The 21,274-nt window shown below is 68.1% G+C and carries 22 protein-coding genes; 5 read left to right on the top strand and 17 right to left on the bottom strand.

Annotation, left to right across the window (positions count from 1 at the left end):
- Positions 1-19: 19 nt before the first annotated feature.
- The 17 genes from ASD82_RS16290 to ASD82_RS16210 all read right to left on the bottom strand — a co-directional run bounded on the left by ASD82_RS16290 (position 20) and on the right by ASD82_RS16210 (position 16,116).
- Entirely contained in the window at positions 20-577 is a 558-nt protein-coding gene (locus ASD82_RS16290) for an NADH-quinone oxidoreductase subunit B (protein ID WP_007805204.1), read from the bottom strand.
- Complete coding sequence (locus tag ASD82_RS16285; protein WP_007805203.1) at positions 568-924, bottom strand: NADH-quinone oxidoreductase subunit A; 357 nt, start codon at positions 922-924, stop codon at positions 568-570. The genes ASD82_RS16290 and ASD82_RS16285 overlap by 10 nt, the downstream gene beginning before the upstream one ends.
- 285 nt (positions 925-1,209) lie before the next feature.
- The gene (locus ASD82_RS16280) at positions 1,210-1,563 is read right to left on the bottom strand and encodes a PilZ domain-containing protein (protein WP_007805201.1); all 354 of its coding nucleotides are present in this window, start codon (positions 1,561-1,563) and stop codon (positions 1,210-1,212) included.
- 84 nt (positions 1,564-1,647) lie between these two features.
- Entirely contained in the window at positions 1,648-4,497 is a 2,850-nt protein-coding gene (locus tag ASD82_RS16275) for an EAL domain-containing protein (RefSeq protein WP_056718837.1), read from the bottom strand.
- A gap of 191 nt (positions 4,498-4,688) precedes the next feature.
- Complete coding sequence (locus tag ASD82_RS16270; RefSeq protein ID WP_056718836.1) at positions 4,689-5,642, bottom strand: PIG-L family deacetylase; 954 nt, start codon at positions 5,640-5,642, stop codon at positions 4,689-4,691.
- Positions 5,639-6,574: a DNA polymerase III subunit delta' gene (gene holB, locus ASD82_RS16265; RefSeq protein WP_056718835.1), complete on the bottom strand. Its 936-nt coding sequence runs from the start codon at positions 6,572-6,574 to the stop codon at positions 5,639-5,641. The genes ASD82_RS16270 and holB overlap by 4 nt, the downstream gene beginning before the upstream one ends.
- The gene (gene tmk / locus ASD82_RS16260; protein ID WP_056718834.1) at positions 6,571-7,209 is read right to left on the bottom strand and encodes a dTMP kinase; all 639 of its coding nucleotides are present in this window, start codon (positions 7,207-7,209) and stop codon (positions 6,571-6,573) included. The genes holB and tmk overlap by 4 nt, the downstream gene beginning before the upstream one ends.
- Complete coding sequence (gene mltG, locus ASD82_RS16255) at positions 7,206-8,240, bottom strand: endolytic transglycosylase MltG (protein WP_056718833.1); 1,035 nt, start codon at positions 8,238-8,240, stop codon at positions 7,206-7,208. The genes tmk and mltG overlap by 4 nt, the downstream gene beginning before the upstream one ends.
- The gene (pabC, locus tag ASD82_RS16250; protein WP_056718832.1) at positions 8,237-9,064 is read right to left on the bottom strand and encodes an aminodeoxychorismate lyase; all 828 of its coding nucleotides are present in this window, start codon (positions 9,062-9,064) and stop codon (positions 8,237-8,239) included. The genes mltG and pabC overlap by 4 nt, the downstream gene beginning before the upstream one ends.
- Positions 9,064-10,410, bottom strand: a complete 1,347-nt coding sequence (locus ASD82_RS16245; RefSeq protein WP_056718831.1) for an aminodeoxychorismate synthase component I — start codon at positions 10,408-10,410, stop codon at positions 9,064-9,066. Before ASD82_RS16245 ends, pabC begins: the two co-directional genes overlap by 1 nt.
- 10 nt (positions 10,411-10,420) lie before the next feature.
- Positions 10,421-11,659 carry a beta-ketoacyl-ACP synthase II gene (gene fabF, locus ASD82_RS16240; protein ID WP_007805186.1) on the bottom strand — a complete coding sequence of 413 codons (1,239 nt, stop codon included), beginning with the start codon at positions 11,657-11,659 and terminating at the stop codon, positions 10,421-10,423.
- Between the two features lie 242 nt (positions 11,660-11,901).
- The gene (gene acpP, locus ASD82_RS16235) at positions 11,902-12,141 is read right to left on the bottom strand and encodes an acyl carrier protein (RefSeq protein ID WP_007805185.1); all 240 of its coding nucleotides are present in this window, start codon (positions 12,139-12,141) and stop codon (positions 11,902-11,904) included.
- A 197-nt stretch (positions 12,142-12,338) separates the two neighbouring features.
- Positions 12,339-13,082, bottom strand: coding sequence for a 3-oxoacyl-ACP reductase FabG (gene fabG / locus ASD82_RS16230; RefSeq protein ID WP_056718830.1), 744 nt, complete (start codon positions 13,080-13,082; stop codon positions 12,339-12,341).
- Positions 13,083-13,121: 39 nt separating this feature from the next.
- Positions 13,122-14,069 carry an ACP S-malonyltransferase gene (gene fabD, locus ASD82_RS16225; protein WP_056719160.1) on the bottom strand — a complete coding sequence of 316 codons (948 nt, stop codon included), beginning with the start codon at positions 14,067-14,069 and terminating at the stop codon, positions 13,122-13,124.
- Positions 14,070-14,213: 144 nt separating this feature from the next.
- Entirely contained in the window at positions 14,214-15,188 is a 975-nt protein-coding gene (locus ASD82_RS16220; protein WP_056718829.1) for a beta-ketoacyl-ACP synthase III, read from the bottom strand.
- A gap of 157 nt (positions 15,189-15,345) precedes the next feature.
- Positions 15,346-15,540 carry a 50S ribosomal protein L32 gene (gene rpmF / locus ASD82_RS16215; protein WP_007081784.1) on the bottom strand — a complete coding sequence of 65 codons (195 nt, stop codon included), beginning with the start codon at positions 15,538-15,540 and terminating at the stop codon, positions 15,346-15,348.
- A gap of 63 nt (positions 15,541-15,603) precedes the next feature.
- Complete coding sequence (locus tag ASD82_RS16210) at positions 15,604-16,116, bottom strand: YceD family protein (RefSeq protein ID WP_082542741.1); 513 nt, start codon at positions 16,114-16,116, stop codon at positions 15,604-15,606.
- 143 nt (positions 16,117-16,259) lie between these two features.
- Between ASD82_RS16210 and ASD82_RS16205 the strand changes: the two genes are divergently transcribed.
- The 5 genes from ASD82_RS16205 to ASD82_RS16185 all read left to right on the top strand — a co-directional run bounded on the left by ASD82_RS16205 (position 16,260) and on the right by ASD82_RS16185 (position 21,234).
- Positions 16,260-16,715: a hypothetical protein gene (locus ASD82_RS16205; RefSeq protein WP_056719157.1), complete on the top strand. Its 456-nt coding sequence runs from the start codon at positions 16,260-16,262 to the stop codon at positions 16,713-16,715.
- The gene (locus tag ASD82_RS16200) at positions 16,712-17,308 is read left to right on the top strand and encodes a Maf family nucleotide pyrophosphatase (protein ID WP_056718827.1); all 597 of its coding nucleotides are present in this window, start codon (positions 16,712-16,714) and stop codon (positions 17,306-17,308) included. Before ASD82_RS16205 ends, ASD82_RS16200 begins: the two co-directional genes overlap by 4 nt.
- Before the next feature lie 70 nt (positions 17,309-17,378).
- Positions 17,379-18,320 (top strand): MoxR family ATPase, encoded by a 942-nt coding sequence (locus ASD82_RS16195; protein WP_056718826.1) that lies wholly within the window; start codon positions 17,379-17,381, stop codon positions 18,318-18,320.
- Positions 18,320-19,273, top strand: coding sequence for a DUF58 domain-containing protein (locus ASD82_RS16190; RefSeq protein WP_056718825.1), 954 nt, complete (start codon positions 18,320-18,322; stop codon positions 19,271-19,273). Before ASD82_RS16195 ends, ASD82_RS16190 begins: the two co-directional genes overlap by 1 nt.
- Positions 19,270-21,234: a DUF3488 and transglutaminase-like domain-containing protein gene (locus ASD82_RS16185; RefSeq protein WP_056718824.1), complete on the top strand. Its 1,965-nt coding sequence runs from the start codon at positions 19,270-19,272 to the stop codon at positions 21,232-21,234. The genes ASD82_RS16190 and ASD82_RS16185 overlap by 4 nt, the downstream gene beginning before the upstream one ends.
- Positions 21,235-21,274 lie beyond the last annotated feature (40 nt).

Here is a 21,274-nt window from a genome sequence, read left to right as displayed (position 1 = left end):
GCGCCTTCGGATGTGCCGCTCAAGAGCGCGCGATGGTGCTGGTGCGGCGGATCTTCTTCTGCAACTGCAGGATGCCGTGGATCAGCGCTTCGGCCGTGGGCGGGCAGCCTGGCACGTAGATGTCCACCGGCACGATGCGGTCGCAACCACGCACCACGGAATAGGAGTAGTGGTAATAGCCGCCGCCGTTGGCGCAGCTGCCCATCGAGATCACCCACTTCGGCTCGGGCATCTGGTCGTAGACCTTGCGCAGCGCCGGGGCCATCTTGTTGACCAGGGTGCCGGCCACGATCATCACGTCGGACTGGCGCGGGCTGGGACGGAAGATCACGCCGTAGCGGTCCAGGTCCAGTCGCGACATGCCGGCATGCATCATCTCCACCGCGCAGCAGGCCAGGCCGAACGTCATCGGCCACATCGAGCCGGTGCGCGCCCAGTTCATCAGCGCGTCGATGCTGGTGGTGGCGAAGCCACGCTGCACCACCGGATTGTCGCCGGCGGGCAGCAGGATGTCGTCGACCAGGTTCAACGGCTCCGGGTTGTGCATCACCCGGCTGACGGAATCCATCACTCCCATTCGAGTGCTCCCTTCTTCCACACGTAGGCGAAACCGATGACCAGCAACAGCAGGAACAGGCCCATCTCGATCAGCGCGATCACGCCGAGCTGCTGGAAGACCACCGCCCACGGAAACAGGAAGGCGATTTCCAGATCGAAGATGATGAACAAGATGGCAAGCAGGTAGTAGCGCACGTCGAAGCGCATGCGGGCGTCCTCGAACGCCTCGAAGCCGCACTCGTACGGCGCCAGCTTCTCCGCCTCGGGACGACGCGGGCCTGCCAGCAGGCCAATGGCCAGCAGCACCACGCCAAGGCCGGCAGCGACGCCGATGAACAACAGGACAGGCCAGTATTCGGCAAGCACGATGCAACTTACCTCCGCGCCGTTGGGCGCATCAGTGACCGTGGGTGTGATCGGGCAACTCACGGTCCGGCGATTTCGATTCGGCAGGCCGCTGGGACCCTGGGCTTTCCAGCCCCGTCCGCAGGCGTTGCTGCCATGGACGTCCGACGTCTCGCGAAAAGATTTCGCGAATCCCGCCATTGTATCAGTGCGAAGGGGTACAACAAGCCTTGACGGCTGATTGCGTGCCGACTAACCGCACCACACATGCCCGTCACAAAGTACGGACGCGGCGACGCCCACGCATCACATCGTATGCGTGGGGCGCTCGGAGTTGAGGGTGCCGGCCAGGATGTTCTCGATCCGGCTGCGGGCGGCTTCCGCATCGCCCGACTCGTTGAAGTGGATGCCGATGCCGGCAGTGCGATTGCCCTGGGCACCGACCGGGCTGACCCAGACCACCTTGCCGACCACCGAGATGCGCTCGGTTTCCTCCGCCAGGGTCACCAGCAGGACCACCTCGTCGCCCAGCGAATAGGACTGCGCGGTGGCGGCAAACAGGCCGCCGTGCTTGAGGAACGGCATGTACGCGTTGTACAGCGACGCCGCATCCTTGATTTTCAGCGAGATGATGCCCTGCCGGGCGCCCATGGGTTTCATGCTTGGCTCCTGCCGGACGTGTGACACCTCCGGTCGATGGGACGGATCTTAGAGGCTGTCAGCGGCGCATACCACCGGGCGTCGTCACGCAATGCCCTGCTGGCTCGCCAGCAGCGACTGGCGCTCGTTCACCAGGCTGCCCCAGGACCCCGGCGGAACCCAGCCGGCAACCCAGCCCGGCACCTGCGCGGCCGGCATGGGCCGGGATATCCAGAAGCCCTGCAACTGATGGCAGCCGAGCGAGGCCAGCAGGTCGCCCTGATCGGAGGTTTCCACGCCCTCGGCGATCACCGCCTTGGCCAGCATGCGCGCCGTGGTGATCACCCCCGCGGCGATCGCCATGTTCCGGTCGTTGCTGATGATGTCGCGCACGAAGCTCTGGTCCAGCTTGATGTGTTCGATGTCGAGCTTCTGGATGTGGCTCAGCGAGGCGCTGCCGGTGCCGAAGTCGTCCAGGCCCACGCGGATGCCGCGGCGGCGGCATTCCTCGATCACCTCCTTGGCGCGGGCGTGGTCCATGCTCGGCCCGGTCTCGGTCACCTCGATGCCGAAGCCCACGTCCATCACGTCGGGATAATTCTCCAGCACGGCGTCGATGTCGGTGAAGAAGGCCGGATGCAGCAGGTGGCGGGTACTGATGTTGACCGACACCGGGATCGAAACGCCCGCGCGGATCCACGACTGGCAGCAGCGCAGCGCCTCTTCCAGCACGTAGCGGCCGATCGGGCGAGCCAGTTGCGGGTCGTCCAGCACGTGCATGAAATTGCCCGGCTCGACCAGCGGATCGCTGTCACTCAGTCGCAGCAGGGCTTCCATGCCGGCCACGCCGTGCAGGCCCGGCAGGCCGTCGATATAGACGATCGGCTGGAACAGCAGCAGCAGCTGATCCTGCTGCAGGGCCTGCGCGATCCGTTCGCGCATCGCCTGCAGGCGGACCTGCTCGAGCTCCATCGCCGGCTCGTACAACATGCCGCGATCCTTGCCCTCGTCCTTGGCCTGGTACATCGCCAGGTCGGCATGACGCACCAAGCCCTCGGCATCCGATTCGTCCAGCGGAAACAGGGTCCAGCCGATGCTGGCCGACAGGTACAGTTGCTCGCCCATCAGGTTGAACGGCGCGCGCAGGACCTGGAGGATGCAGCGGCTGATCACGTCGAGCTGCTCGCGGCTGTCCAGCCCCGGGATGACCAGGGCGAACTCGTCGCCGCCGAAGCGGGCCAGCACGTCCGCCTCGCGCAACATGCCCACGACCCGCGCCGAGGCCTCCGCCAGCACATGGTCGCCGCCACCATGGCCGATCGTGTCGTTGACGCTCTTGAAGCGATCCAGGTCCAGCACGCCCACGGCCAGCAGGCTGCCTTGCGTGCCGGCGCGGGTACGAGCCTGTTCCAGTAGCTCGAACAGCAGGCGGCGGTTCGGCAATCCGGTCACCACGTCATAGAAGGCCAGCCGCTCGACACGTGCCTCGTGCATCTTCTGCCGGGTGATGTCGCGGTGATGCCAGAGGCGTCCACTGGCAACCTCGCCGACCCGCACCGGGGTGAAGTCGCGCAGGAAGATGCGCCCGTCGCCCATGGTCACTTCATCGCCCTTGACGGGCAGGTCCTGCTGCAGGATCTGGCCGATTCGCCGCTCGGCGGATGCCGGATCGGCATAAGTTGAAAGCAGTCGTGCGTAGAGCCAGTCCGCCGCCCTGCCCTCCAGCTCGGCGGGCGATTCGGGCAGGCCGAACAGGGTGCAGAAGGCCTCGTTGGCAAACCCCACGCGATCGTCCTCGGACACCACCAGGATGCCGGCATGCTGGGTGGACAGCACCGTGCGGAAATACTGCAGGTTGAAGCGCAGTTCCTGTTCCGCCGCCAGCCTGGCCGTTTGGGCGCGCTGCACCTGGATACCCAGCCCCAGCTCCACCGCCATCTCGGCGAAGGCCTGGATCTCGATGTCGCCGAAGGCATCCGCAGTGGCCGCGCCGACGACCAGGCAACCGGCGATCGCCCCGGCCACACGCAGCGGCAAGGCCAGCAGCGACTGCACGTCTGCACACCTGGACTGCGCCGCGCCTCGATGGCTCGACTGAGGCTGACCCAGTGCAAGCGCCCTGGCCACCATGACGCCCGCAGGCGTGCGATCGAGCGGGCTCGACTGGAGGTCCTGCAGCAAGCCGGCGTCCAGCCCTTCGTGCGCCTGCTGCAGCAGGCGACCTGGATCACCGGTTTCGAGCAGGCCGATCCAGGCAGCGCTGTAACCACCGGTGGCACGCAGCACGCGACAGGCGCCGGACAACAGCGACGGTTCGCTTTCGCTGTGGGTGACCAGCTTGATCATCTCACTGAGCAGGCGCAGCGCACGCCGCTGCCGCGCCTCGTCCTGCACCGAAAGCAGCAGGCGCGTGCGTTGCTCGTGCGCTTCGAGACCGAACCCGATGCTGATCGCCGCCTGCTGCAGCAGCTCGATCATCCGCGGCGAGAAATAGTCGGCGTGCGCGGCCCGTATCATCAGCGCTGCGCAGACTTCGCCAAACTTCAGCACCGGCACGGCCAGCGCGGCACCCACCTCGTGCCTTGCGTAGGCGGGCCGGAACATCTGCAGGGCCTCGCTGTGGCGGATGTCGGCTTCGAGTTGCGGCTCGCCGCGCCAGAACGCGGGCTGCGCCGCCGAAAACGGGATGCGCTCGGGGTAGATGTCGGCCATCCCGGCAGCCACGTCGGCGGGCGCGATGCGCTGCAGCCAACCGCTGCGGTGGTCCAGTTCGCCCACCATCACCAGCCGCGCGCCGATCCGGCGCTGCAGGACCTCGATCACCGCCTCGTACAGGACTGCCGGCTCCAGCGCACGCACCAGCAGCTGCCCGATCTCGGACAACGCGGCATGGAAACTCTCGCCTGACGCGGCATCGGCTGCCACCTGCGTCGAGTCCTGCTCCGATATGTGCATTCGGATGTCCGCCGGATGGACCGGCTGCGATGACGTCTGCCCTTCCAGGCAGCTGCTGGAACCACTGGAATTGCCGTCACCGGATTGCGTGACCGGACGTGATGACGGACCAGGCCACCGTCATCTTCCCCCTGCCTCAAGCTAGCCCGGTCAACCGGGGCGCGCAAGAGCCGTCCTGCACGGGCAGCCGATCAGGAAAGTTCGCACCAGCCCCAGTGATCGAAAATCCACGGCGTGGGCAAGGCCAGGGTCAGGCGCGCGAAGACCGGCGCCTGCCGTGCCACGGCAGAGGGCAACAGGCGCCAGCTTCCGGCATCGTCGCGTTGCAGCGGGGCCTGTGCCCAGCGCCAGCGTTCCACCCCCGCTGCACTGACCACGCTGAGCCGCAGCCACGGGTTCAACCAGGCTGGCGGCCGCCAGGGCAAGGCCGCCAGTGGCGGGGCTGGCCAGGCCCAGCACTCCGGCCGGCCAGCCAGATGCCGCATGCGCGTGCCGCTGAGTGCCATCTGGCTGCGATGCGCCTCCAGCGCAGCGAGCTTGCGGGCGAGCTGCAAGGTGCTGCCGGCCACTTCGAAGGACTCGTCGCCCCGCTCCCCGTGCACCAGATAGCCCAGCAGGGGCGGCGGGTCGGCCTGCGCTGCCAGGGCCAGGCGCACCAGCACGTGCGCCGAGCCATGATCCGGATGATGGTCGGACAGCGCCGGCGCCAGCACCAGGCTGGGGCGAAACGCATCGATGGCCGCCGCCAGCGTCGCCACGGTGGCCTCGGACGACTGCAACAGCAGTTCGGTCAGTCCCATGTCCGGCCAGCCCAGCGACTGCAGGCTCGAATCAGCCAGGCCAAGCTGCTGCAGCGCCTGCAACATCTCGCCACGACGGCGCTGGCCCCAGCGCTTGCGATCGTCGGCGCCAATGCGGATGCGTCGCTCCAGCCAGCGCTGCGGCCAGGGATTGTTGTCGCCGGCCGTGAGCAGCAGGATGCGCACCTCGCCGCCCGCCGCACGCACCCGCTGGATCAGCAGGCCGGTGGCGATGGTTTCGTCATCTGGATGCGGCGCGATCACCAGCAACCGGGTCTGCCCGGAAAACTCCGGCAGGCCATCCATCGCCGCCGACGTCAGCGAGATGCCGCCAGCCGGGGTCATCGCCACTGCGCGAGCAGTTCGAGCAGCAACAGGTCGCCACGAAGCGGTCCGCGCAGGGCCTCGCGGGTACGATTGACCGCGTCATACCAGTGCGCCAGCGCCTCGACGTCCATGGCGCTGGCCAACGGGGTGGTGCTGGCTGATGAACGTGCGCGGATCTCGTCCGCGGTGGCCTGGGCGGCGAACCACAGCCGCTGCGCCGGCTCGTTGTCCAGCCAGCGCTTGACGACCTCGATGGGCTGTCCCCGGCCGGCGGCCAGCGCCGCCAGGTCCTTGCGCACTTCCTGCCGGCGCTCCAGCGCGCCCTCGCCGGCCCAGGCCCGGGCCAGGCCGGGATTGCCGGCAGCCGCCGCCAGCGCCTCCGCGGGATGGCGCACGCCTTCGTCCTGCAGCCAGGCCAGCGCATCGGCTTCGGCCGGAAGCTGGAACTCGACCCGCTGGCAGCGACTGCGAATCGTCTGCGGCAGGCGCCAGGGCGCATCGGCCAGCAGGATCAGCATGGTCTGCGCGGCCGGCTCCTCCAGCGTCTTCAGCAGCGCATTGGCGGCAGCCGCGTTCATCGCGTCGGCTGGGTCGATGACCGCCACCTGCCAGCCGCCGAACTGGCTGTTCATCGCCAGCCGCGCGGACAGTTCGCGGATCTGGTCGACCACGATCTCGCTGCGCTGCACGCCGTCCTTGCGCAGCCCGAAACTCAAGGTGACCAGGTCCGGGTGGGAACCGGCGGCGATCAGCAGGCAGCTGCGGCAATGGCCGCAGGGCTCGCCGTCCACCGGCTCACTGCACAGCAGACCCTGCATGAAATGCTGGACGAACGCGCGCTTGCCCAGCCCGGCAGCACCACAGACCAGCAGCGCATGCGCCAGTGCCCCGCGCTGGCGACTTGCCTGCAGCCGCGCCCAGTGCGGAACCTGCCAGGGCAGCACGCTCATGGCCGCGCCCCGGCCAGCAGGTCTTCCAGTGCCATCGTGGCGGCAGCCAGCACCTGGGCCGGCGACTGGCCGGCGTCGAGCGTCCGGAAACGTTCGGGTTCGGCCGCGGCACGCTCGCGATAACGGGCACGCACGCGTTCGAAGAAGGCATCTGCCTCGACTTCGATGCGGTCGGCGTCGCCGCGTCCGGCGGCGCGCGCCCGCCCGGTGGCCACCGGCAGGTCGAGCAGCAGGGTCAGGTCCGGCTGCACGCCCATGCAGGCCCAGCGTTCCAGCTCCGCGATGCGTTCGGTCGGCTGGCCGCGACCGCCACCCTGGTAGGCATGGCTGGCATCGGCGTAGCGGTCACACAGCACCCAGCGCCCCGCCGCCAGCGCCGGCTCGATCACCTCGCGCACCAGTTGCGCACGCGCGGCGAACATCAGCAGCAGTTCGGTTTCCGCGGCCATGCCGCGCTGGGCCGGATCGAGCACGATGGCACGCACGGCCTCGCCCACGGTGGTTCCGCCGGGCTCGCGCGTCTGCACCAGCGACACGCCGTTTCGTTCGAGGTGTTCGCGCAGGCCAGCCAGCAAGGTGCTCTTGCCCGCACCCTCGCCGCCTTCGAGGCTGATGAACTTCCCTCGCGCGATCATCGGCAACGCTTCCGCTGGTAGCAGTCGACATTGCGATTGTGTTCTTCCAGCGAGCGCGCAAACACATGGCCGCCATCGCCACGCGCCACGAAATACAGCGCATCGCCGGCGGCCGGATGCAGGGCCGCGACCAGCGCGGGCCTGCCGGGCAAGGCGATCGGCGTCGGCGGCAGGCCGGCCCGGGTATAGGTGTTGAACGGCGTGTCGGTAGTCAGGTCGCTCTTGCGGATATTGCCGGCGTAGTTCGCACCCATGCCGTAGATCACGCTGGGGTCGGTCTGCAGCAGCATGTGGTTCTGCAGCCGCCGCACGAACACCCCGGCGATCTGCGCCCGCTCGACGGGAAGGCCGGTTTCCTTCTCCACGATCGAGGCCAGGATCAGCGCCTCGTACGGCGTGGCCAGCGGCAGGTCCGGCGCGCGGCCCGGCCACAATTCATCCAGCGTCTTCACCATCGCGGCGTGTGCGCGGCGCAGGATGTCCAGATCGCTGTCGCCCTTCACATAGGCATAGGTCTCGGGCAGGAAACGCCCTTCCGGCGCCTCGCCGCCCGCACCGATCTTCTGCATCAGGGCGGCGTCATCCAGGTTCGCGCTGTCGTGCTGCAGCTTCTCCGCCCTGGCCAGCGCCTGGCGCAGCTCGGCGAAGGTCCAGCCGTCGACGATGGTGAAATTGCGCTGCAGCACCCGGCCTGCCGCCATGTTGGCCAGCAGCTGGCGCGGCGTGATGCCCGGCTCGAGCGCGTACTCGCCGGCATGCAGCTTGCCGGCCACTCGCATCTGCGCCGCCAGCGCCCGCCAGTACAGCGGGTTGGCCGTGCTCAGGCCCTGCCGGCGCAGGTCGGCGACGATGTCCCTGAAGCTGCTACCCCGGGCCACCTCGATGCTGCCACCGCCGGCCGCCACGTTCAGCGGCGTCGAATTGAACCGCGTATAGGCGTTGCCGAGATAGAACACGGCGCCGGCCGCCGCCAGCAACAGGAGCACCAGCAGCTTGAGCCATGCGCGGCCGCGCACCCGTTTGTCACTCATCCAGCCTGCTCCATCGTGAAACCCAGATCCTGCCAATGCTGCTGCAACCGGCGCGTGAGTGCACCGGGCCGATGGTCGCGCCCATCGAGCGAACGCACCGGCACGACGCCGCGCACGCTCGAACTGAGGAACAACTCGTCCGCCGCGTGCAGCATCGCCAGCGTCATGTCACCCACTCGCGCCGCGGGACAGCACGCCAGCACCTCGGCTCGCGCCACCCCGGCCACGCCGCAACGGTCCAGCGATGGCGTCAGCAACTGACCATCGATCACCGCAAACAGATTGGCCATGGTCGCCGAAATCACCCGCTCGTGGCTATCCAGCAGGACGCCTTCGGCGATCGCCGGATCATCCCACTCGGCCCGCGCCATGACCTGCTCCAGCCGGTTCAGATGCTTGATGCCGGCCAGCAGGGGCTGTTCCGCCAGGCGGATGGCGCAGACGCGCATGCGCACGCCTTGCGCATACACGTCCCGATCCACTTGCGGTGGTGCGAATGCAGCCACCACGCGGGTGGGTTGCACGTGGACCGGCAGCGCGTAGCCGCGCTCACCCTGGCCGCGGCTGAGCGTGAGGCGGACCACCGACTGCGGCATGCCGGCGCTGACCTGCAACGCCTCGCGCCAAAGTTGCTGCGGGTCGGCCGCGGGAATCCGCAGGCGCGCGCAGCCATCGGCCAGTCGTTGCATGTGACGCGACCACAGGGGCGCGACGCCGCCGACCAGGCGAATGCTTTCGAACAGGCCGTCACCGTAGGCCAGGCCACGATCCAGCACCGAAACCTGCTGCGCCGCTGCGCCGTCGACCAGGATGCGCGCAGGCATCAGTCCGGCACTCCCAGCGCGCGCAGCAGCCCGCGCGCCTTGGCACGGGTTTCCGCCAGCTCGCTGGCTGCCACCGAATCGGCCACGATGCCGGCGCCGGCGCGCAGGCTCACTTCGTTGCCCAGCAGGGTCAGCGTGCGGATCAGGATGTTCAAGTCGAGCTCACCGTTGCGATCGAGATAACCCAGCGCGCCGGTATAGGCGCCGCGTGGCGCGTCTTCCAGCGCCGCGATGATTTCCATGCAGCGCACCTTGGGACAACCGGTGATGGTGCCGCCCGGGAAGGTCGCGGCAATCACCTCGCCGGGCGTCACCTCGCTGCGCAGTCGCCCGCGTACATTGGAGACGATGTGGTGAACGTGGACGTAACTCTCCACCACCATCAGCTCGTCGACCGCGACCGTGCCCGGCACGCAGACCCGACCCAGGTCGTTGCGCTCCAGGTCGATCAGCATCACGTGTTCGGCGCGCTCCTTCGGATGCGCGCTGAGCTCGCGGATGCGCGCCGCATCGTCGTCACCGGGCACGCGTGGACGGGTGCCGGCGATCGGCCGGGTCTGCGCCACGCCGCCGCGCACTTCGACCAGCCGTTCCGGCGACGAGCTCACCACCGCCCAGCCCGGCTGCTGCAGCAGGCCCGCAAACGGCGCCGGGTTGGCACGGCGCAATACCGCGTAGAGCGAGGCCGCGGTGGGCGGCTGCGCGTAACGGGCACGCCACGCGCGCGACAGGTTCACCTGGAAGATGTCGCCGGCATGGAGATGCTCGTGGATGCGCGCCACGCCATCGAGGAAATGTTCCGGCGCGTCCTCGTCCCAACCGCACGGCCCGGCCAGCGGCGGGATCGAGGATTCCGCGCAAAGATCCGCTTCGAGCCGGTCGAGAATATCCTCCCGCCCCGCCTCGGCGACCAGGATCGTGCAGTCACGTGCATGGTCGACGATCACCGCCGCCGGGCAGCGCAGCGCCAGCGCCAGAGGCAGCTCGGCGGGCGGACGCAGGCGCAGCCCCGGCTCGATCTCGCCGGCCAGTTCATAGGCCAGCAGCAGCACCCAGCCGCCGTGGAACGGCAGGTCGTCGTCCGCGGGCGGCAGGCGGGCGGCGCGCCAGGCCTCATCCAGCGCGTCGAGGAAGCGCCCTTCCCGCGGCCGTCCGTCGTGGTCGCGCAGGCTCCCGTCCGCGTGCAGGCTCAGCGAGTCTTCGGGAAATCCGAACAGGATGTCGTAGCGCGACTGCGCGGTGCCATGCACCACGCTTTCCAGCAGGCAGGGATAGCGCGCGGGAAATGAAGCGGCCGGCGCGAGCAGGTCGCGCCGGCCGGCCAGGATGCGGCGATGGCAGGTCACGCGTGGCGCGTCAGACGCGACGGAAGGCCAGCGTGCCGTTGGTGCCGCCAAAGCCGAACGAGTTGGAGATCGCCACGTCGAACTTCGCCTCGCGCGCGGTGTTCGGCACGAAGTCGAGATCGCAACCTTCGCCGGGATTGTCCAGGTTGATCGTGGGCGGCAGCACCTGGTCGCGCAGCGCCAGGATGGTGAAGATCGCCTCGACGCCGCCGGCCGCACCCAGCAGGTGGCCGGTGGTCGACTTGGTCGAGCTCATCGCCAGCTTGTAGGCGTGGTCGCCGAACACCTTCTTCGCCGCCATCACCTCGCCCAGGTCGCCCAGCGGCGTGGAGGTGCCATGCGCATTGACGTACTGCACTTCGGCGGGGTTCAGGCGTGCATCGTCCAGCGCCGTCTGCATGCAGCGCGCCGCGCCTTCGCCGCCCTCGCTGGGTGCGGTCATGTGGTACGCGTCGCCACTCATGCCGAAACCGACCAGCTCGGCGTAGATGCGGGCGCCGCGGGCCTTGGCGTGTTCGTACTCTTCCAGCATCAGCACGCCGGAACCGTCGGACAGCACGAAGCCGTCGCGGTCCTTGTCCCACGGACGGCTGGCCCTGGTCGGCTCGTCGTTGCGGGTGGACATCGCCTTGGCCGAGCAGAAGCCGGCCATCGCGGTGCCGGTGGTGGCGAACTCGGCGCCGCCGGCGATCATCGCGTCGGCATCGCCGTACTGGATCATCCGCGCGGCCAGGCCGATGTTGTGGGTGCCGGTGGTGCACGCCGTCACGCAGGCGATGTTCGGGCCCTTCAGGCCGAACATGATCGACAGCTGGCCCGAGACCATGTTGATGATCGAGCTGGGCACGTAGAACGGCGAGACGCGGCGCGGGCCCTTGGCGGCCAGCTCCAGTGCGGTCGCCTCGATCGTGTACAGGCCGCCGATGCCGGCGCCCACCGCCACGCCGATGCGCGGCGCATTCGCCTCGGTCACTTCCAGCCCGGAATCGCGCAGGGCCTGGGTGCCGGCAGCCACGCCATAGTGGATGAACGGGTCCATCTTCTTGACGTCTTTCGCCGCCATCCAGTCAGCCGGATCGAAGCCGCTGACCTGGCCGGCAATGCGCGTGGAATAAGCGGAGGTGTCGAAATGCGTGACCGGGCCGATCCCGCTGACGCCCTGGACGACGCGATCCCAGGCGCTGGCGATGTCGTTGCCGACCGGCGAGATGATGCCCATGCCGGTCACTACCACACGTCGCTTGCTCATGCTGATTTCCTTACGTGATTGCGCGGATCTGCCGCTGCCGACAGCGCAGGTAAAGCCCTGACTCGTCCGATCCGCGATTCATCCGGGCCGCCGGATTCCCCGGCGACCATACGGGATCGGACGTTACAAAATGCAGAAACGAAAACTGCGCCAAGATGGCGCAGCCTTCGGTACCGCCGTGTGAACGAACCGGCCCGCGCCAGGCGAGCCCATCCGCTCAACGGCGGTCAATTCACTGCCGATCAATCCTTGGAGTGGGCCTTGATGTAATCGACGGCCTGCTGCACGGTGGTGATCTTCTCGGCATCTTCATCCGGAATTTCGGTCTCGAATTCTTCTTCGAGTGCCATCACCAGTTCCACCGTGTCCAGCGAATCTGCGCCCAGGTCGTCAACGAACGAAGCGTTCGCCGTGACTTCATCTTCCTTCACGCCCAACTGCTCGATGACGATTTTCTTGACGCGCTCTTCGATGGTGCTCATGTTGCCCATACCTCTCAAGGAGTAATTGATTTGTCTGTGCCGGCTCAAAGCCTGCAAAAGGCCGGCGCATTGTAGTGGCTAAACCGCAAGGCTGCCACGATGGGCCGGCATCACGGGGAAGAGACCCCCGCTGACCGGCACGAAAGCGCAATTGTCGCCTAAAACGAAGCTGCTGGCGACAACTGCGTCAACCCACGCTACGGCATGTACATGCCGCCGTTGACGTGCAGTGTTTCTCCGGTGATGTAGGCGGCCGCCGGCGAGGCCAGGAAGCCCACCGCGCTGGCGATGTCCTTCGCCTCGCCCAACCGCCCCAGCGCGATCTGCCCCAGCATCGCCTGTTTGGCGTCCTCGGGCAGTGCCCGGGTCATGTCGGTATCGATGAAGCCGGGCGCCACCACGTTGACGGTGATGCCGCGGCTGCCGATCTCGCGGGCCAGCGACTTGGAGAACGCGATGATGCCCGCCTTGGCCGCCGCGTAATTGGCCTGCCCCGGATTGCCGGTGAGGCCGATCACCGAGGCGATCGAGATGATGCGACCCTTCTTCGCCTTCATCATGCCGCGCATCACCGCCTTCGAGGTGCGGTAGACCGAGGTGAGGTTGGTGTCGATGATCGCCTGCCAGTCCTCTTCCTTCATGCGCATCAACAACTGGTCGCGGGTGATGCCCGCGTTGTTGACCAGGATCGAGACCGTGCCGAACTCCTTCGCGATCGCCTCGACCAGGCCCTCGACGGCCGCGCCGTCGGTGACGTCCAGCTTGCGGCCGTGACCGCCGTGGGCGGCCATGCGCTCGCCGATGGCGGCGGCACCGCCGTCGCTGGTGGCCGTGCCGATGACGGTGGCGCCCATCGCCGCCAGCTCGTCCGCGATCGCCGCGCCGATGCCGCGACTGGCGCCGGTGACCAGCGCGATTTCACCTTGCAGTGGTTTGCTCATGAAAAACGTTCCTTCGGAAATCCGATGATCGAGGGGCCGTCAGGCCCACTCGGTGAGTGCAGCATCGAGATCCGCCGGCGCGCCGATCGCACGCGCCTCGATGCTCTTGTCGATGCGCTTGATCAGGCCGGCCAGCACCTTGCCCGGGCCGCACTCGACGATGCGCGTGGCGCCACCGGCAGCCAGCGCCTGCACGCATTCGGTCCAGCGCACGGGCATGTACAGCTGGCGCTGCAACGCCCCGCGAATCTCTTCGATGCTGCCGTAGCTGCACGCTTCGGCATTCTGGATGACCGGCACCGAGGGCAGCTTCCAGTCGACCGTCGCCATCCGCTCGCCCAGCTTGTCGGCCGCTCCGCGCATCAGTGCGCAATGCGACGGCACCGATACCGCCAGCTTGATCGCCTTCTTCACGCCCAGCTCGGCCAGTCGCGCCAGCGCGCGATCGACCGCCTCGGCGTTGCCGGCGATCACCAGCTGGCCGGGCGAATTGAAATTCGCCGGCGCCACCACCTGGCCCTGCGCCACCTCGTCGCACACCGCCGCGATCTGCGCGTCGTCGCCGCCGAGGATCGCCGCCATCGCGCCGACGCCCGCCGGCACCGCGGCCTGCATCAGCCGGCCGCGTTCGGCCACCAGCGCGGCCGCGTCATGCAGGGAGATCGCTCCGGCGCAGACCAGCGCGCTGTACTCGCCCAGGCTGTGACCGGACAGGCGGGCCGGCTGCGCGCCGCCCAGCTTCTGCCACACCCGCCACACCGCGACGCTGGCCGCGAGCAGCGCGGGCTGGGTGTTCTCGGTACGGTTGAGCTGATCTTCCGAACCCTGGGCGCTCAGGCTCCACAGATCGACACCGGCACCTTGCGAAGCTTCGTCGAAGGCGGCCCGGACTTCACCGTGTGCGGCGGCCAGTTCGGCCAGCATGCCGACCGACTGCGACCCCTGGCCGGGAAAGACGAAAGCGAGCGAGGAAGCGGTTGAACTCATGGATGGGCGAATCCCGTCGACGAAAGCGAACATGGTGCCATGCATGGGCCGCCATACGCAGCTGTATTTCGCGAATCCGCCGACCCGAAAAAGGCGATGCCGCCCGAGGGCGGCATCGTGACCGGCATGGAAACGCTTGCCGGATCAGTAACGCAGCAGCGCGGACGCCCAGGTGAAACCGCCGCCGAAGGCTTCCAGCAGCAGGTTCTGGCCACGCTGCACCTTGCCCGAGCGCACCGCGTAATCCAGCGCCAGCGGCACCGAGCCGGATGACGTGTTCGCGTGCTTGTCGACCGTGACGATGACGCGCTCCATCGACATGTTGAGGCGCTTGGCGGTCGCCTCGATGATGCGCAGGTTGGCCTGGTGCGGAATCAGCCAGTCGATCTGCGACTCGTTCATGCCGGCGGCGGCGAGGGTTTCCTCGACCAGCGAGTCCAACGTCTTCACCGCGACCTTGAACACTTCGCGACCGGCCATGCGGATGCGCACGCCGTGGTTGGGCTCATCCCTGAAACCGACGGAGACACCCACCGGGTTGTACAGCAGCTCCTTGTGGCCGCCATCGGCATGCAGGCAGGTGGCATGGATGCCCGGCTCGCTCGACGCCTCCAGCACCACCGCGCCGGCGCCGTCGCCGAACAGCACGCAGGTCTCGCGCTCGGTCCAGTCGACCATCCGGGTCAGCGTTTCCGCGCCGATCACCAGGACCTTCTTCGACTGTCCGCTCTTGATGAACTTGTCGGCGATGCCCAGCGCGTAGACGAAGCCCGAGCACGCGGCATTGACGTCGAACGCGGCGCAGCCGTTGGCGCCCAGGCGATGCTGCACCAGGCAGGCGGTGGACGGGAAGATGATGTCCGGCGTGGTGGTGCCCAGGATGATCAGGTCAAGCTCGGACGCCTTGACGCCGGCCGCCTCCAGCGCCTGCTGCGCGGCACGGAAGGCCAAGTCGCCGGTGGTCTCGCCGTCGGCAGCGATATGACGCTGGCGGATGCCGGTGCGGCTGCGGATCCACTCGTCACTCGTCTCGACGATCTTTTCCAGGTCGGCGTTGGTTACCACGCGCTCCGGCAGCGCGCTGCCGGTGGCAATGATGCGGGAGTAGATCTGGGCCATTCAGCTGTCCATCAACGTAAACTTGGGATTGAACGCCTTGGGCGGCACCAGTGCAACCGCCGCGCCCGGCATCCGACTGTCCAACAACGCAAAACGGCGCGTCACCGCGCCGTTTTGCCAATCAGGTCCGGAAACCCCGAGGGGCTCCCGAAGCAGATCAATCCTCGACCGACACCGCACCCTTGGTCTCGATCACCTTCTTGCCGCGGTAGTAACCGTCCTTGGTGACGTGATGGCGCAGATGCACCTCGCCACTGGTCGGATCGGTCGACAGCTGCACGGTCTTCAGCGAATCGTGCGAGCGGCGCATGCCGCGGGTGGACGGGGTACGGCGGCTCTTGGCAACTGCCATGGTAGTTCTCCAACGGAAACTTGATGATCTGTGACTTGATGACCCGATGACTCGGGTCGGCGTTTACTTCTTCAGTTCGCGCAACACCGCGAACGGATTTTCTGACTGCCCTTCGCCGGAGGTCTCCGGTTCCTGGCTGATCGCTTCGTCGGGCAGGCTGCTGTCCGGATTGATCGGAATTAGCGGCAGCGCCAACAACAATTCGTCTTCTATCACATCCACCGGATTCAACCGGCCATCCTCGGCCACCAGCAGCGGCTCGCAATCGGGCGGCAATCCCGCCTCTTCGCGCTCCTGTCTGATCAGGCCGAGCCGCGTGTCCACCGTCACCGGCAAGTCGAACGGCTCCAGCGTGCGCTGGCATGTCACGCTCAGCGATCCGGTGGCGCGGACGTCGACATAGCTGATGCCCAGCTCGTCGCGCCCGAAATCCAGCTCGAAATGCACCGATCCATCGGTATCGGCCAACGCCTCGCACAGGCGTGACATGGACGCAACAGGAAGCGTTCCCTCGAACGAACGCCGCGCCGAGACCATGCGCCAAGCGTCCACGGACTCTGGCAGTGTCACGGACATAATCGCGAAATGTTAGGTTCCAGGCGGCCTGAAGTCAACTGGTGCGGCGCCCGGACCCCCGAAATGGGTGGCCGGCGGCGCATTTTGCCTGATTTGCCCCCGATGCGGCAGACTTGCTCTCCCTGTCGCCCGAGCCGCTGCCCTTGAACTCCTACCTCACCCTGGGCCTCGTCGCGCTGCTGGTGCTGCTGGTCGGCCTTGCCGCCAGCGCGCTGCTGCTGCGGCGGCGCCAGAACCTGCGCGGCAGCAGCCTGAACAACCTGCTCGACCTGGCCGATCGCCTGGAAGCCGACCTGAAGACCTGCCGCGCCGGCCTGCAACAGGCGCATGCGGTGATGTCGCTGAACCCGGACCTGCCCGCCGCCAGCGAGCAGGAGGCCCGACATGCGGTCGACGCCGGCCTGCGCGCCCTGCTGCAGCAGCGCCTGTGGATCAGGGATCGCTCGCCGCATGCCAGCCAGCAGGAACTGGATGAGGCCGCCACCTCGATGCGCGATACACGCAGCCGCCTGCAACCACTGCTGAAGGCCCTCGACCAGGCGCAGACCGATCTCGACAGCGCCATGCGCGAGCATATCCGGCGCGAATCGGACACATGATCCAGGCCGGCCCCTCACCCCGCATCGTATTGGCCTCGACCTCGCGCTACCGTGCCGAACTGCTGCGCCGGCTGCTGCCGCAGTTCGAACAGGCCGCGCCGGGAACCGACGAGGCGGCTTGGCCCGGCGAGGCCCCCAGGGCGCGCGCCTTGCGCCTGGCCATCGCGAAGGCCGAGGCCGTGGCTGCGCTCCATCCGGACTCGCTGGTGATCGGTTCGGACCAGGTCGCCACGCTGGACCACCGGCTGCTGGACAAGCCGGGCAACCCGCAGAATGCCTGCGCGCAGCTTGCCGCCAGCTCGGGGCGCGAGGTGGTGTTCCATACCGCACTGTGCGTGATCGACACCCGCCAGCATCGGCAACACATCCATGTCGACCTGACCCGCGTGCGCTTCCGCCCGCTGCAGGCCGACGAAATCCTTCGTTACGTGGAACGCGAACAACCCCTGGATTGTGCCGGCAGCTTCAAGTGCGAAGGCCTCGGCATCAGCCTGTTCGAAACCATCGACAACCACGACCCCAGCGCACTGATCGGCCTGCCCCTGATCGCACTGGCGCGCCTGCTGCGCGAAGCCGGCGTGGTCCTGCCCTGAGGCCGTCCCGGAACACCCCTGCGGGGCGGCTACACTGGCTCCCGCCACGCCAGCGAAGAACCCTGCCACGATGTCCGCCATGACCCAGCCCCACGAAGAATCCCTGCAGCAGCAACTGGATGCCGCAATGGCCCAGGTCAACCTGGTGCTGCTCGGCAAGCCGCGGCAGGTGAAACTGGCCTTCGCCTGCCTGATCGCCGGCGGCCACCTGCTGCTGGAAGACGTGCCCGGCGTGGGCAAGACCACCCTGGCGCACGCACTGGCCGCCACCTTCGCGCTGGACTTCCAGCGCGTGCAGTTCACCAGCGACCTGCTGCCTTCGGACATCCTCGGGGTCAGCGTCTACGAACGCGAGACGGCGCAGTTCCGCTTCCACCCCGGCCCGATTTTCACCGGCCTGCTGCTGGCCGACGAGATCAACCGCGCCAGTCCGAAAACGCAAAGCGCCCTGCTGGAGGCGATGGCCGAAGGCCAGGTCACCGTGGACGGCCAGACCCACGCGCTGGCGCAGCCGTTCTTCGTGGTTGCCACGCAGAACCCGCTGGATCTGAACGGCACCTTCCCGTTGCCCGATTCCCAGCTCGACCGCTTCATGCTGCGCTTGTCGCTGGACTACCCCGACGCCGCCGCCGAACGGGCCCTGCTCGGCGGCAGCGACCGGCGCGACCTGCTGGCGCAGTTGCGCCCGAAGCTGGATGCGGCGGCGCTGATCGAGCTGCATCGGCAGTCGCAGTCGATCACCGCCAGCAATGCCCTGCTCGATTATCTGCAGGCCCTGCTGAGCGCCAGCCGCCGCCATGCCGACATTCGGGTGGGGCTGTCGCCACGCGCCGGCCTCGCCCTGCTGGGCGCGGCACGGGCATGGGCCCTGCTCCACCATCGCAACCATGTGCTGCCGGAAGACCTGCAGGCGCTGTTCGTTCCGTTGGCCGCCCACCGCCTGCTGCCGGCACGTGGCGCCCATGGCGACACGCTGGCCCGGCAGTTGCTGGCCGAGGTCGCGGTGGATTGATGCGCAGCGTGATGCAACGCCTGCAACGCTGGGCCGAAGGCCGGCTGCCCGCACTCACCCGCTATCGCCGCCCGGAAAGCCTGCCGATCGAACTGCACCGGCGCCGCATCTACATCGTGCCGACCGGTTTCGGCCTGGGCTTCTCCGTGCTGCTGCTGGTGATGCTCGCCGGCGCGCTGAACTACAGCAACAACGCCGCCCTGCTGCTGACCTGCCTGCTCGGCGCCGCCAGTGCGGCGAGCATGCTGGTGGCATTCAGCAACCTCGACGGCCTGCGCCTGGCACATGTCCGCCCCGGCCACGCGGTGGCCGGCGACCCGCTCACGCTCACCCTGGAATTCGACTCCGCCCGTGCGCGCCAATCGATTCGCGTGGAGCTTGCCGACGGCACCATCGCCTTCGCGCTCGATGGTCGCAGCGGCACCGCGGTGCAACTTTCCCTGGCCACCGAAAAGCGTGGCTGGCAGGCGATGCCGCGCATGCGGGTATGGAGCAGCTGGCCGCTGGGCATGTTCCGCGCCTGGAGCTGGCTGCGACCGGAGCAGGCCGTGCTGGTGTGGCCGCGCGCGGAGGATGCCGGTCCGCCACCCCGCGCGCCGGCGGGTGATGCCCGCCACATGCGGCTGTACCGTGGCGACGAACTGGCCGCCTTGCGTGACTACCGGGTCGGCGACCCGCGCCGCCACATCGCCTGGAAAAGCAGTGCGCGCCACGAAAATCTGCTGGTCAAGGATTTCGAACAGCCGCAAAGCCGCCCGCAATGGCAGCTCGACTGGCGCCAGCTTGGCGGCATGGAGAACGAGGCGCGCATCGCCCGCCTCGCCCGCTGGGTGGACGAGGCGGAGGCGCAGCGCTGCAGCTACAGCCTGTGGCTGCCCGGCGACGAGATCGCCAGCAGCAACGGGCCGCTGCACTACGCGCGCTGCATGAACGCGCTGGCGCAATTGCCATGAGCCGCCTGCGAGCCGCCGCGCCCGTCCATCCCGTCGACGCCCGCGCTTTCGACCTGCTCAGCCTGACCCTGGCAATGGTGCTCGGCCTGCATGCCCTGCACATGCCGTGGTGGCTCGTGGCGGTGCTGGCCGTGGTGCTCGGCTGGCGCTGGTGGCAACGGCGACAACGCGCCGGTCGCGTGCCGCGCTGGCTGAAGCTGCCGATGCTGGCCTTGCTGACACTGGCGGTGGTCCTGCAGTACGGCAATGTTTTCGGCCGGGAACCCGGCACCGCGCTGGCGGTGGGCCTGCTGGTGCTGAAGCTGCTGGAGACCGAAACCATCCGCGACGCCCGGGTCGGCATCAGCTTCGCCTGCTTCGCCCTGATGGCGGCGCTGTTGTCGGGTCAGGGCATGGTCGCCACCGTAGCCGTCGCTCTCGGCCTGCTGCCTGCGCTGGCGACCTTGCGGGCACTGGAACCCGCACAGGCGACGGACAGCCTGCCGCGCTCGCTGCTGCCCGGCCTGGGGTTGATCGGCGCGGCATTGCCGCTGGCGCTGCTGGCCTTCCTGCTGGTTCCCCGACTCGACTCGCCGCTGTGGGGCGCGCCCACGCCCGACCAGGCCAGCACGGGCCTGGCCGACAGCATGTCGCCGGGCAAGTTTGCCGAGCTGATGATGGACGACAGCCCAGCCATGCGGGTGACTTTCGATGGCGACCCGCCGGCCCGCGCCCAGCGCTATTTCCGCGCCTACGTCATGGCCCGCTACGACGGCTTCACCTGGACGTTCCGCGACCTCGCCGCGCTGGCGCCGTCGAAGCTGGAAGTCGCCGGCGCCACGAGCTATCACGTCAGCCTCGTCGCCAGCCACCAGAACGTGCTGCCCACCCTGGACGTGCCGATCGACCCGCCGGATGGTGCCCGCATGCGGGCCGACCGGGTGGTGGTCGCCGACAAGCCGGTCAACGACACGCTCCGCTACAGCCTGAGTTCGGCCACGCGTTATCGACTGGAACCGAAGCTGGGCCCGCATCGGCGTCGCTGGCTGCAATTGCCCGACGGATTCAACCCGCGGGCGCTGGCGCTGGGACGGGAGTGGCGACAGAGTCACGGCGGCGACGACGGCGCCATCGTGCGCGCCGCGCTCGCGCTGTTCCACGACGGCGGCTTTCGCTACACGCTGGCTCCGGCACCGCTGGGGCGCAACGCCATGGACGACTTCCTGTTCGGCACCCGCGAAGGTTTCTGCGAACACTACGCCTCGTCCTTCACCGTGCTGATGCGGGCCGCCGGCATTCCAGCCCGGGTGGTCACCGGCTATCAGGGCGGATACTGGAACAAGGCCGCCAATTACCTGCTGGTGCGCAATTCCGACGCCCACGCCTGGAGCGAAGTGTGGCTGCCCGGTCGCGGCTGGGTGCGCGTCGACCCCACCGCCGCCGTGCGCCCGGAACGCGTGTCGCAAGGTGCCGCCGCCGCGGCCGACGACCAGCTGGCCTGGTACCGCACCGACTGGCTGCAGGGGTTGCGCAACCGCTGGGACATTGTCAACCGCTGGTGGGATCAGGGCGTTATCGGGTTCGACGCCTTGCGCCAGCGCGGCCTGTTGCAGCCGTTCGGCATTCGCGATGTCGATACCGCGACACTGGGCTGGCTGCTGGCGATCAGCAGCACGCTGTTTGTCGCGATCGGCCTGGTCTGGGCCTTGCGCCGACGACAGCCGCGTGACCCGTTGCGCGGGGCCATGCGCGAGCTGGAACGCAAGCTGGCGCGCAAGGGCATCGCGCGCCGGCGCGGCGAGGGTCCGAAGGATTACCTGCGCCGCGCTGCCGATGCGCTGCCTGGTCGACGCGAGGAACTGGCCGAGCTGATGAGGAGTTATCTTGAGTTGCGCTACGCCCATGCCGAACCACCAACTGAACCATTGCGCCGCTTCATCCGGTCGGTACGGGATTTCCGTATCGCCCGCGTGGTCAAATAGCCGTCGAATCGACGGCCGCCATCGCTGCCCCCCGTTTGGA

It is taken from the genome of Rhodanobacter sp. Root179 (genome assembly GCF_001428465.1).
Classification (GTDB): domain Bacteria; phylum Pseudomonadota; class Gammaproteobacteria; order Xanthomonadales; family Rhodanobacteraceae; genus Rhodanobacter.
The sequence above is the reverse complement of the archived record's forward strand: the minus strand, read 5'-3'. Positions and strand labels throughout refer to the sequence as shown.

Excerpts from the sequence above, each read along its gene's own strand:
- pabC (WP_056718832.1), bottom strand. The coding sequence starts at position 9,064 with ATGCCTGCGCGCATCCTGGTCGACGGCGCAGCGGCGCAGCAGGTTTCG.
- mltG (WP_056718833.1), bottom strand. The coding sequence starts at position 8,240 with ATGAGTGACAAACGGGTGCGCGGCCGCGCATGGCTCAAGCTGCTGGTG.
- acpP (WP_007805185.1), bottom strand. The coding sequence starts at position 12,141 with ATGAGCACCATCGAAGAGCGCGTCAAGAAAATCGTCATCGAGCAGTTG.
- fabG (WP_056718830.1), bottom strand. The coding sequence starts at position 13,082 with ATGAGCAAACCACTGCAAGGTGAAATCGCGCTGGTCACCGGCGCCAGT.
- fabF (WP_007805186.1), bottom strand. The coding sequence starts at position 11,659 with ATGAGCAAGCGACGTGTGGTAGTGACCGGCATGGGCATCATCTCGCCG.
- ASD82_RS16220 (WP_056718829.1), bottom strand. The coding sequence starts at position 15,188 with ATGGCCCAGATCTACTCCCGCATCATTGCCACCGGCAGCGCGCTGCCG.
- ASD82_RS16275 (WP_056718837.1), bottom strand. The coding sequence starts at position 4,497 with ATGCACATATCGGAGCAGGACTCGACGCAGGTGGCAGCCGATGCCGCG.
- holB (WP_056718835.1), bottom strand. The coding sequence starts at position 6,574 with ATGAGCGTGCTGCCCTGGCAGGTTCCGCACTGGGCGCGGCTGCAGGCA.
- ASD82_RS16280 (WP_007805201.1), bottom strand. The coding sequence starts at position 1,563 with ATGAAACCCATGGGCGCCCGGCAGGGCATCATCTCGCTGAAAATCAAG.
- ASD82_RS16210 (WP_082542741.1), bottom strand. The coding sequence starts at position 16,116 with ATGTCCGTGACACTGCCAGAGTCCGTGGACGCTTGGCGCATGGTCTCG.
- tmk (WP_056718834.1), bottom strand. The coding sequence starts at position 7,209 with ATGATCGCGCGAGGGAAGTTCATCAGCCTCGAAGGCGGCGAGGGTGCG.
- fabD (WP_056719160.1), bottom strand. The coding sequence starts at position 14,069 with ATGAGTTCAACCGCTTCCTCGCTCGCTTTCGTCTTTCCCGGCCAGGGG.
- ASD82_RS16290 (WP_007805204.1), bottom strand. The coding sequence starts at position 577 with ATGGGAGTGATGGATTCCGTCAGCCGGGTGATGCACAACCCGGAGCCG.
- ASD82_RS16185 (WP_056718824.1), top strand. The coding sequence starts at position 19,270 with ATGAGCCGCCTGCGAGCCGCCGCGCCCGTCCATCCCGTCGACGCCCGC.
- ASD82_RS16195 (WP_056718826.1), top strand. The coding sequence starts at position 17,379 with ATGTCCGCCATGACCCAGCCCCACGAAGAATCCCTGCAGCAGCAACTG.
- ASD82_RS16190 (WP_056718825.1), top strand. The coding sequence starts at position 18,320 with ATGCGCAGCGTGATGCAACGCCTGCAACGCTGGGCCGAAGGCCGGCTG.
- rpmF (WP_007081784.1), bottom strand. The coding sequence starts at position 15,540 with ATGGCAGTTGCCAAGAGCCGCCGTACCCCGTCCACCCGCGGCATGCGC.
- ASD82_RS16200 (WP_056718827.1), top strand. The coding sequence starts at position 16,712 with ATGATCCAGGCCGGCCCCTCACCCCGCATCGTATTGGCCTCGACCTCG.
- ASD82_RS16270 (WP_056718836.1), bottom strand. The coding sequence starts at position 5,642 with ATGACCCCGGCTGGCGGCATCTCGCTGACGTCGGCGGCGATGGATGGC.